This is a genomic window from Azospirillum sp. P4_B5 (genome assembly GCF_056402275.1).
In genome coordinates, this window is record NZ_JBFUHT010000087.1 from 1 (window position 1) to 10608 (window position 10608).

A 10608-nucleotide genomic window follows, 5' to 3' on the forward strand; every position below is an offset into this window, starting at 1 on the left:
GCCATGCAGGCGCCGAAGACGCCGACGAGGGCGTAGATGACGATCTCGACCTTGCGGCGGACGACGTCGGGCAGCATGACGAGGAAGGATTCGAGGCCGATGTGGCCGGCGTCGCGGACGCCGACGGCGGCGCCGATGAGGGTGACGTAGAGGACCAGCACGATGGCCAGGCTCTCCGCCCAGGTCGGCGAGTCGTTCAGCACGTAGCGGCCGAAGACCTGATAGAACACCACACAGACGATGGCCATCAGGCCGACCATCGCCACGCACATCCCCGACCGCGCCAGACGCGCGTTCACCCGCGTGAGCAGGCCCGCGCTGCGCGGAGGGCTATGGTCCATTGCTTGCAGCTCGATTTCCATGCCGCCTGCTCCCCTCAAAGGACGCGGCGCCGCCCTTCGGTCTGCCGAAGGGAAGCGCCGCGTTCGACTGTGCTTACTTCGTGTCCTGGATGCGCTTGACGAGGCCGTCCAGCTTCGGCGTGCTCGCGAACTGCTTGTAGACGGGAGCCATCGCGTCGATGAACTCCTGCTTGTTCGTGACCTCGACGATCTGGGCGCCGGCCTTCACCACGACGTCCTTGGACTTCAACTCACGCTCGTCCCACAGCTTGCGCATGTAGGGGACGGAGTCCTTGGCGGCCTTGCGGATGGCGGCCTGGTCGTCCTTGGACAGGCGGTCCCACGAGACCTTGGAGAAGACCAGAACTTCCGGTGCCATCGCGTGCTCGGTCAGGGTGAAGTACTTGGCCGCCTCGAAATGGCGCGAGGACTCGTAGGACGGGTAGTTGTTCTCCGCCGCGTCGACGATGCCGGTCTTCAGCGCGGTGTAAACCTCGCCGAAGGGCATCGGCGTGGCGTTGGCGCCCAGCGCCTGGATCATGGCGACGAACAGATCGGACTGCTGGACGCGGATCTTGGCGCCCTTCATGTCGGCCAGCGTCTTGTAGGGCTTGGCGGCCGAATACATGCTGCGCGAGCCGCTGTCGTAGAAGGCCAGGCCGACCATGCCCTGGCTTTCCATGGCGGCGAGAATCTCGTCGCCGATCGGGCCGTCCAGAACGGCGCGCATGTGCTCGGTGGAGCGGAAGATGAAGGGCAGGGCCGTGACCATCGTCTCCGGGACGACGTTGTTCAGCGGCGCGACGTTGATGCGCATCATGTCGAGCCCGCCGATCTTCAGCTGCTCGATGGTGTCCTTCTCGGTGCCGAGCGCGCCGTTCGGGTAGACCTTCACGCCGAGCTTGCCGCCGGTCCGCTCCTTCAGGAGCTTGTCGACGTACTTCACGGCCTCGACGGTCGGGTAGTCGGCCGGATGGATGTCCGCGGAGCGGAAATCGCGGGCCACGACCGGGGTGGCGAGCAGGGTGCAGGCCGCGCAGGCGGCGAGAAGGGCGGCGCGGATACCGCGGGTCGAAAGATGCATAGCGTGTCCTCCTGGCGATTCTTAGACAGCGGTTTTTAGGCTGGTTCTTTGGTTTGGACGGTTGGGTCCGGGAGCCGCCCGGCGCGTGTTCCCGCGCGCCGGGCAACAGGTGATGTCGTCAGGCGAGGAAGTCCTCGCGCGGGGGCGTGAAAATGTCGAGCAGGACGCCCGGCTCCAGCGCCACGACGCCGTGCAGGGCGTTGGACGGCACCATGTAGCCGTCGCCGGTGCCCAGCCGCCGGGTGACGCCCTCGATGGTGACGTCGAAGGCGCCCTTCTCGACCACGGCGCATTGGACGTGCGGGTGGCGGTGCTGCGGCCCGATGGCGCCGGTCTCGAACTCCACGCGCACCATCATCATGGCGTCGTTGTGGCCGAGGATCTTGCGACGCACCCCGGCGCCCAGATCCTGCCAGTCCACCGCCTCGTCGATCACGAAAACGTCCGTGCTCATTCTCATCTTCCCCTTACTTTCGCAGGTGGCCCATCAGCGGGCGAGCCAGCCGCCATCCACCGGCAGGATCGTGCCGTGGACGTAATCGGACGCATCGGAGGCCAGGAACACCGCGGGTCCGCCCATGTCGGCGGGCTCGCTCCAGCGTCCGGCGGGGATGCGGGCCAGAATTTCGGCGTTGCGGCGCTCGTCGGCGCGCAGCGCGGTGGTGACGCTGGTCGCGACGTAGCCCGGCGCGATGGCGTTCACGTTGATGCCCTTGCCCGCCCATTCGTTGGCGAGCAGCCGGGTGATCCCGGCGATGCCGCTCTTCGACGCCGCGTAGGAGGGCACGCGGACGCCGCCCTGGAAGGACAGCATGGAGGCGATGTTGATGATCTTGCCCTTCCGCCCGTTGCCCAACGCGTAGCGCCCGAAGGCTTGGCAGAGGAAGAAGACCGACTTCAGGTTCACGTCCAGAACGGCGTCCCAGTCGGCCTCGGTGAAGTCCAGCGGGTCGTCGCGGCGGATCAGCCCGGCGTTGTTGACCAGGATGTCCAGCCCGCCGAGCGTGCCGACCGTTTCCTCCATCAGCGCGGGGATCGGAGCGATGCTCGACAGGTCGGCGGGGATGGCGGCGAAGCGGCGGCCCAGCCCCTCGACCAGCGCGCGCGTCTCGTCCGGCGGGGTGCGCCCGGCCACGGCGATGTCGGCGCCGGCCCGCGCCAGGGCGACCGCGATGGCCTGCCCGATGCCGCCGTTGGCCCCGGTGACCAGGGCGGTCTTGCCGGAGAGGTCGAAGGGGTTGGTCATGACGGGGTGCTTTCTGTCTTCGTCTTGGACGGGGTCTTCGACGAGTCGTCCGGCTGCGCGCCGGAGAAGAAGAAGGGGTTGGCCCCCTGGGTGTTCGGGACCGATTCCAGCAGAGCGCCGAGATGGATCGTCATCAGCCGCTCCGCCTCGGCCGGGTCGCGGGCCGCGATGGCGTCCACGATGCCGCCGTGCTCGGCCAGGACATGCGGGATGCGGCCGGGCTCCGGCAGGGTCAGGCGGCGGTAGCGGTCCACCTGCACCTTCACCTGCTGCGCCATGTTCCACAGGCCGGGGAAGCCGGCGATCTCGGAAATCAGGCTGTGGAACGCCTCGTCGGCCTCGTGGAAGCCATCGAGATCGCCCGCCGCCATCGTCTCCTGCTGGAGCAGGATGTTGGCCCGCAGCGCTGCGATCTGACTGCGCGCGGCACGGACGGCGGCGTAGCGGACCGCGGTGCATTCCAGCGAGGTGCGGATCACCACCGCTTCGGGAAGGGCGTTGACCGGGATGCGGGCGACGAAGGTGCCGGACTGCGGGAAGATTTCGACCAGCCCGTCGTCGGCCAGCCGCAGCAGGGCCTCACGCACCGGGGTGCGGCTGACGCCGAAGGACTCCGCGACGTGCTTCTCCACAATGGGCTCCCCCGGCTTGCGCCGCATGGCCACGATGTCCCCGCGCAGCGACCGGTAGATCTCCGCGGTGGCCGTGGCGCGGGCGGACAGGCGCGGTTCCTTCGCGGTTCCAAGCGCCTTGCCGGGCACGGTCCCCGGAGCGGTTCCGGGCGGTTGAGCGTCCAGGGCGCGCCTGGAGGTCGAAGCCATTGCAGTCCTCCCCATGTGCCGGCCCGTGCCCCATGCGGGGCCGGTCCGTGCTGTTCCTTGAGGGAGAGCATATTAATATATCAGCGTGGCGCGCAAGCCTGATTTTGAGGAAGGGGCGAACATTTTTCTGGGGGGGGTCGGGGAGGGCGGGGGGTTTTGCGGATGTGGGGTAATGGGTGATTGTTGAGCGTGGCGAGAGATTCAGAATGCTGTGGATGAATGGGAGAGCGGTCTGTCCGCTATGCTCCAGGGCGGCTACCGGTGACCTCATAAATAGCACTTAATTCGCTTATCCATCGAAGCTTTAACTGGAGGCACCTATTTGACCGCGAGTGACAGAAAGGGCATGCTCCTCGTCGTATACGTTACGATGGTAATGGGGGCATGTTCATGGACCGCATAACGCAATCGTTCCTCGAAGAATTTGTGCGGGAGCACGCTCTCGAAAGACTCGCACAGGACAGGCAATTCGAGCATTTTGCATCATACCTTTCTATTCGTCGCCATTATAATGGTGAGGCGTTCGAAACCACTGACATTATAACTGGATCTGGCGGCGACACATCCATTGATGGGCTTGCCATACTTGTAAACGGCTCAATAATCAATGATGTTGAAATACTTGAAGAACATGCCGATTTAAGCGGAAATTTCGATGTAACATTTATATTTGTTCAAGCAAAACGTAGTTCATATTTTGATTAAGCAAAGATTGGTAATTTTGGATTTGGGGTAAAGGACTTTTTTGCTTCAGAGCCGCAACTTGTTCGGAATGAAATGATTTCTAATGCGGCAGAAACCATGGATATGCTTTATCGCCGCTACGGGTCTCGTTTTAAGCCGGGGAACCCCGATTGCTACCTTTACTACATTACAACGGGCACGTGGGCTGGCGACGTCAACCTTGAAGCAAGGCGAGTTGCTGTCGAAGATGATTTGCGCGCTCTACAAATATTTCGAAAGATAGAGTTTTCCTGCATTGGGGCGTCTGGCGTACAGAATCTCTATAGGCAGACAAAAAACAAGGTTTCTAAGGAATTTATATTTGCAAATCGTACGCTGCTGCCGGAAATAGATGGGGTAACAGAGGCGTATCTTGGGTATGTGCCGTTTTCCGAATTCATGTCCATCGTTAAAGATGATGACGATAATATAATTCATAGTATATTTTATGATAATGTTCGAGACTGGCAGGATTACAATGACGTAAACTCCGAAATACGGAACACGCTTCAGTCTCATGAAAAGACACGATTTGTCGTCATGAACAATGGTGTAACTATAATTGCGCGATCAATGAGAAAACTGAGAGGTGACAAACTCCAGATTGAAGATTTTCAGGTAGTTAATGGTTGCCAAACTAGTCATGTGCTGTTTGATCAGCGCGGATCAATTAATGATAGCGTTTCTATACCTTTGCGTCTGATTGCGACATCAGATGATAGTGTGATAAATTCAATTGTGAGAGCAACAAACCGGCAAACGAAAGTGGATGAAGAGCAGTTTTTTGCTCTTACAGAATTTGCTGAAAAACTAGAATCATACTTTCAGACGTTTCAAGATCAGAGAAAACTATATTATGAACGGCGCTCACGGCAATACGCACATCTGCAATTGCAAAATTCCAAGATTACTACGCATGGAAATCTTGTGCGTGCCGTCGCATCAATGTTTTTAGAAATACCTCATCAGACAACAAGAAGCTATAAATCTCTGAAAGAACGAATTGGTCGAGATATGTTTGTCGAGGGTCATAGGCTGGAACCATACTATGTGGCAGCATTTGCGCTCTATAGACTTGAAACATATTTCAAAGGTATTGTGGACACAAAGCTAAAGCCTGCGCGCTTTCATGTGCTTCTTGCGGTAAGAATTCTATCTAATCCTGCTGCTCTGCCAAGAATGAACTCTCATGATATGGATAGGTACTGCAATGCGATAATGCAATTGCTGTGGGACAATGCTAGCTCCGAGGATCTCTTCAAGAGGGCTGCCGACGCAGTGGCAGAAGTGGCGGCTGGCAACTATCATCGAGATAACATCAGGACGCAGCCATTTACCGATCAGATAATGAGAAAATGCGGAGCTTCAATTCCAGCTAGGGTGTCGACAACTTAATTCTAGAAAGTAGAAATGGAATAGCTAGACCATGAACAGGGATCATCTTCGCGTGATTTACTAGAAGAATACCGCCACTTCCCATGGCAAGTGGCACTCCGGTCTCTGCATGCGGGGGCGCTAGCTGCTAGGCGACATCCGTCTCAGTGCATTCAGTTTACAATCTTGGATAGGCCCGCTTCAGGTCAGTTCCTAACTGCGGATCGTATCTCTGCGCCTCCACAATCTTCATTCGTGCTTTTATCTACTGACTTGAGCTCCGCCGCTTCGCCCAGAAATTTTTTCCGGAGAGGTACTCAATTTTCGTATGACTGAAGGTGTCAACGAGTTCTGGCATCCAAACTTCACAACGTTCATCCCCGCAGCGCCCCACCACCCCCTTGCCAGCCTCCGTCCGCAATGGCATACTAGTATGCAAGTTGCCGCGATGGACGCCATGACCGACTCGCCGACCTCATCCGCCCCCACCGACATCCGCGGCCCTCGCCTGCATGGGGTCTACGACGCCCTGCGCGCCGCCGTGCTGTCGGGGGAGATCCGCCCCGGCGAGGGGATTTCGGAAACCCGCGTGGCCGCCCGCTACGGCGTCAGCCGCACCCCGGTGCGCGAGGCCTTCCGCCGGCTGGCCGACGAGGGGTTCCTGCGCATCGTGCCGCAGGTCGGGACCTTCGTGGCGCCGATCCAGCTCGGCGCGGTGTCCGACAGCCAGTTCATCCGCGAGACCCTGGAATGCCGGACCGTGCGTCTGGCCGCCGAGCGGGCGGAGGCGGCGGACGTCGCCTCGCTCACCCGGCTTCTCGACTCGCACCGCGCGGTGATGTCCCCCGACCGCCATTCCGAGTTCTTCGCCCTGGACGAGGCCACCCACGCCGAGCTGGCCCGCATCGCCGGGCGTCCGGCGGTGTGGGACCTGCTGGTCGCCGTCAAGGCGCAGCTCGACCGCGTGCGTTTCCTGTCGCTGCACAGCGAAGGCTGGGCGGCCAAGATCGTCGGCGAGCACCAGAGCATCGTGGACCGCGTCGCCGCCCGCGACCCCGATGGGGCGGAGGAGGCCATGCGCGCCCATCTGCGCACCGTCTTCGCGGCGGTGGACGAGATCGCCCGAACCAACAGCCACTTCTTCGAGACGTAAAGCCCTTATGCGGAGTATTCCATGCGCCTGAGCCCCGACACGCTGCCCTCGCTGCGCCATGGCGCGCAGCGTCCCGGCTATGACCGTGCCGCGCTGACCACCGGAATCGTCCATCTGGGCATCGGCGCCTTCCATCGCGCCCATCAGGCGGTCTACACCGACGACGCCCTGGCCCGGTCCTTCGGTCCTTGGGGCATCGCCGGGGTCAGCCTGCGCAGCCCCGACACGCGCGACGCGCTGGAGCCGCAAGGCGGCCTCTACACCGTCGCCGTGCGCGACGCCGCCGGCGAGCGGCTGCGGGTGATCGGCTCGGTCACCGAACTGCTGGTCGCTCCGGAGGACCCCGCCGCGGTGCTGGACCTCCTGACCCGCCCCTCCGTCCGCATCGTCACCCTGACCGTCACCGAGAAGGGCTATTGCCACGACCCGGCGACCGGCGCGCTGAACGAGGCCCATCCGGACATCGTCCACGACCTCGCCAACCCGGAAAGCCCGCGCAGCGTGCCCGGCTTCCTTGTGGAGGCTCTGATCCGCCGCCGCGCCGCCGGAGTGGAGCCCTTCACGGTGCTGAGCTGCGACAACCTGCCGAGCAACGGCGACACCGCGGCGGGCCTGCTGCGCCGCTACGCCGAGCTGCGCGACCCCGCTCTGGGGACCTGGTTCGCCGGGAACGTCGCCTGCCCGAACAGCATGGTCGACCGCATCGTGCCGGCCACCACCGACGCCGACCGCGACCGCGTGTCGGACGGGCTGGGCCTGCGCGACTCCTGGCCGGTGGTGACCGAGCCGTTCAGCCAGTGGGTGATCGAGGACCGCTTCCCCACCGGGCGCCCGGCCTGGGAGCTGGAGGGGGCGGAACTGGTCCCCGACGTTCACCCCTATGAGACGATGAAGCTGCGCCTGCTGAACGGCAGCCACTCCACGCTCGCCTATCTCGGCTATCTCGCCGGCTACGAGACGGTGTCGGACACCATGGCCGATCCGGCCTTCGCCCGGCTGATCCGCGGCCTGATGGACGAGGAGGCCGGTCCGACGCTGCACATGCCGCCGGGCGCAGACCTCGGCCATTACAAGGACGCGCTGATCGAGCGCTTCCGCAATCCCGCCCTGCGCCACCGCACTTGGCAGATCGCCATGGACGGCACGCAGAAGCTGCCGCAGCGGCTGCTCGGCACCATCCGCGACCGGCTGGCCGCCGGAGCGCCGATCGACCGGCTGGCGCTGGGGGTGGCGGGCTGGATGCGCTACGTCTCCGGCACCGACGAGGCCGGCCGCCCCATCGACGTGCGCGACCCCATGGCCGCCAAGCTCGCCGAGCTGGCGGCGGAGGCGGGGCCGGACGCCGACCGTCTGGCGACCGCCCTGTTCGGGCTGAGCGCCGTCTTCGGTGACGACCTGCCGCGCGACCCGCGCTTCACCGCCGCCGTGACCGCCGCGTTGCGCCGGCTCTACGCCGAGGGCGCCCGCGCCGTCGTGCAGTCGGTCGCGGCGGAGGCGGCGGGCTGAGGCGCCCCAACCTGCAAATCCCATCGAGACATGCCGGACTCGGCACAGCACTCTTTTTCAAGGAGCAGACCATGGAACAGACTTGGCGTTGGTTCGGACCGGACGATGTGATCCGGCTCAACCACATCCGTCAGACCGGCGCCACCGGCATCGTCACCGCCCTGCACCAGATCCCCTACGGTGTGGTCTGGTCGGTCGAGGAGATCGAGGAGCGCAAGGCGATGATCGCCGCCGACCCCTCGCTGGGCCTGCGCTGGAGCGTGGTGGAAAGCCTGCCGATCCATGAGTCCATCAAGATCGGCGAGGGCGACCTGACCCCGCTGTTCGACAACTACCGCCAGTCGCTGCGCAACCTCGCGGCCTGCGGGGTGACGACGGTCTGCTACAACTTCATGCCGATCCTCGACTGGACCCGCACCGACCTCGCCGCGCCGGTGCCGGGCGGCGGCACCTCGCTGCGCTTCAACGCCCATGAGCACGCCGCCTTCGACGTCTTCATGCTGGAGCGTCCGGGCGCCGAGGACGATCATGCGCCGGAGGTGCTGGCCCGCGCCCGCGCCTGGTTCGACAAGGCGTCGGAGGACGACAAGAAGAAGCTTCTCGCCAACATCATGGCCGGCCTGCCGGGCGCCTTCGACCGCTACGACATCCCGGGCCTGCGCAAGATGCTCGACCGCTACAAGGACATGAGCCACGGCGCGCTGCGCGAGACGCTGGCCAATTTCCTGCGCGAGGTGATCCCGACCGCGGAAGAGGTGGGCATCCGCATGTGCATCCATCCCGACGACCCGCCGCGTCCGCTGATGGGCCTGCCGCGCATCGTCAGCAACGAGGACGACCTGGACTTCATCGTCAACGTCATCGATTCGGAGGCCAACGGCATCACCTTCTGCACCGGCTCGCTCGGCGCCGGGGCGAAGAACGACGTGCCGGCGATGATCAAGCGCTTCGCCCCAAAGGTCACCTTCGCCCATCTGCGCAACGTGAAGAAGGACCCCGACGGCTCCTTCCAGGAAGCCGAGCATCTGGGCGGCGACGTCGACATGGTGTCGGTCGTCACCACGCTGCTGGAGGAGCAGAAGCGCCGCAAGGACGCCGGCAACCCGAACTGGCGCATTCCCTTCCGTCCCGACCACGGGCACGAGCTGCTGGACGATGTGGGCAAGAAGACCCACCCCGGTTATCCGGCGATCGGGCGCCTGCGCGGTCTGGCGGAAATCCGCGGCGTGATGACCGCCGTGGCCTCGATGCGCCAGCTCCCGGTCTGATCGGTCGGCACGTTTGATCGGGTCCGACACGTCGAGCCCGACCGTCTGGTGATGGAGGGAGAAGCGCTGTGGCATGGCGCTTCCCCTCTTCACCGGCGCGAACGAAGGAGTCGCGGCCGGTCGCCCTGTTCGGCGTTCGTATTGGCCGATGTCCCGATCACCCTGCGCGCTCTTGTCGCGTGTCCAGACGGTGTCATGCTGGACCTGGCGCCGGCATCCGGAAGGGCAGGGGCCCCGGATTGCCGTTCGCATTCGAATAAAATGCTAGGGAAAGTGGCCTGAAAGCACCCCGTCTTCTTTTTCTCACACCCTTCAAGCCCACCCTTTGGCAAGATTTCCCAGCTATTTCCATTGGTTACTGCCTTCACAACTTTCTTTCGGGGAAGGCGCGAAAAGCTATGGCAAAAACATCACAATCAATTAAAATCAGGGTTGTGGTGTCGGCCCTTCGGGTGCCCGCACCCTGACGAGAAGGGAAGCGACTGGGATGAGCAACCGTCAGAATCCGCGATACGCCGCCGCCATGCTTCTTCGCGTGGTCGCTGCGAACGGGCGCTGCGATGTTCGTCCGATCGATCAGGTGCCGAAGAGCGCCCAGGAGATCGAACTCGAACGCTTTCTGCGCGATGGTTTCGCGCCCCAGTCGTCCGATCGCCGGCGGGCCGTTCCCCTCCGCGCCTGATCCAAAGCCGTTTTCAGAAAAAATGCCGGTCGATGGAAAAAAGCTCTTGCCGGGTTTGGCCGACCCGCCTATAACCCGGCTCCCACGACGCCGGGGCCGCTGAGAAGCGCGACGGCGGCAAGGGAATAGAAGACGAGACGAAGTAAAGTCAGCTGGTGTGAAAACAAAGGCTTGACAGAACAAGTCGAAGCTTCTAGATAAGTCGCCCCGACGCGCCGCACCGGACTCCGGTGGCGCAGCGCGGGACGGGCAGCGGTCCTTGATGAGGATCGCGGGATCTTGGATATCGTTGATACCGTGTTGTGAGAAGGGATGCGCAGGCGGCGGTTTTGGCCGTTGGCCGCGGACCGGTTCCGGAAGGGACTGGCATCGCGGGTCGCTTGAGCATCTCGGTCAAGCAGTAAGAGACG

General features: G+C 63.0%; 11 protein-coding genes. 6 read left to right on the forward strand and 5 right to left on the reverse strand.

Features of this window, described 5'->3' with window-relative positions:
- From AC1DVI_RS31410 to AC1DVI_RS31430, 5 genes are all read right to left on the reverse strand, one after another.
- Nucleotides 1-362 (reverse strand): TRAP transporter small permease (locus tag AC1DVI_RS31410; RefSeq protein ID WP_476961320.1); only part of this gene is annotated, 362 nt, incomplete at its 3' end.
- A gap of 73 nt (nucleotides 363-435) precedes the next feature.
- Nucleotides 436-1425 (reverse strand): TRAP transporter substrate-binding protein, encoded by a 990-nt coding sequence (locus AC1DVI_RS31415; RefSeq protein WP_145629720.1) that lies wholly within the window; start codon nucleotides 1423-1425, stop codon nucleotides 436-438.
- A 118-nt stretch (nucleotides 1426-1543) separates the two neighbouring features.
- A complete protein-coding gene (locus AC1DVI_RS31420) occupies nucleotides 1544-1879 on the reverse strand; it encodes a cupin domain-containing protein (protein ID WP_014199982.1) in 336 nt (111 codons plus the stop codon).
- A gap of 33 nt (nucleotides 1880-1912) precedes the next feature.
- Nucleotides 1913-2671, reverse strand: a complete 759-nt coding sequence (kduD, locus tag AC1DVI_RS31425) for a 2-dehydro-3-deoxy-D-gluconate 5-dehydrogenase KduD (RefSeq protein WP_476961321.1) — start codon at nucleotides 2669-2671, stop codon at nucleotides 1913-1915.
- Entirely contained in the window at nucleotides 2668-3492 is an 825-nt protein-coding gene (locus tag AC1DVI_RS31430; protein ID WP_476961322.1) for a GntR family transcriptional regulator, read from the reverse strand. Before AC1DVI_RS31430 ends, kduD begins: the two co-directional genes overlap by 4 nt.
- 390 nt (nucleotides 3493-3882) lie before the next feature.
- On the opposite strand from AC1DVI_RS31430, the gene AC1DVI_RS31435 reads away from it, so the two are divergent.
- From AC1DVI_RS31435 to AC1DVI_RS31460, 6 genes are all read left to right on the forward strand, one after another.
- Complete coding sequence (locus AC1DVI_RS31435; protein WP_476961323.1) at nucleotides 3883-4197, forward strand: hypothetical protein; 315 nt, start codon at nucleotides 3883-3885, stop codon at nucleotides 4195-4197.
- Nucleotides 4198-4293: 96 nt separating this feature from the next.
- The gene (locus AC1DVI_RS31440) at nucleotides 4294-5610 is read left to right on the forward strand and encodes an AIPR family protein (RefSeq protein ID WP_476961324.1); all 1317 of its coding nucleotides are present in this window, start codon (nucleotides 4294-4296) and stop codon (nucleotides 5608-5610) included.
- Nucleotides 5611-6046: 436 nt separating this feature from the next.
- The gene (locus AC1DVI_RS31445; RefSeq protein ID WP_247889691.1) at nucleotides 6047-6742 is read left to right on the forward strand and encodes a GntR family transcriptional regulator; all 696 of its coding nucleotides are present in this window, start codon (nucleotides 6047-6049) and stop codon (nucleotides 6740-6742) included.
- Nucleotides 6743-6763: 21 nt separating this feature from the next.
- Nucleotides 6764-8248 (forward strand): mannitol dehydrogenase family protein, encoded by a 1485-nt coding sequence (locus AC1DVI_RS31450; RefSeq protein ID WP_476961325.1) that lies wholly within the window; start codon nucleotides 6764-6766, stop codon nucleotides 8246-8248.
- Between the two features lie 71 nt (nucleotides 8249-8319).
- Nucleotides 8320-9516, forward strand: coding sequence for a mannonate dehydratase (gene uxuA / locus AC1DVI_RS31455; RefSeq protein ID WP_476961326.1), 1197 nt, complete (start codon nucleotides 8320-8322; stop codon nucleotides 9514-9516).
- 487 nt (nucleotides 9517-10003) lie between these two features.
- Nucleotides 10004-10198, forward strand: coding sequence for a hypothetical protein (locus AC1DVI_RS31460; protein ID WP_035682684.1), 195 nt, complete (start codon nucleotides 10004-10006; stop codon nucleotides 10196-10198).
- Nucleotides 10199-10608 lie beyond the last annotated feature (410 nt).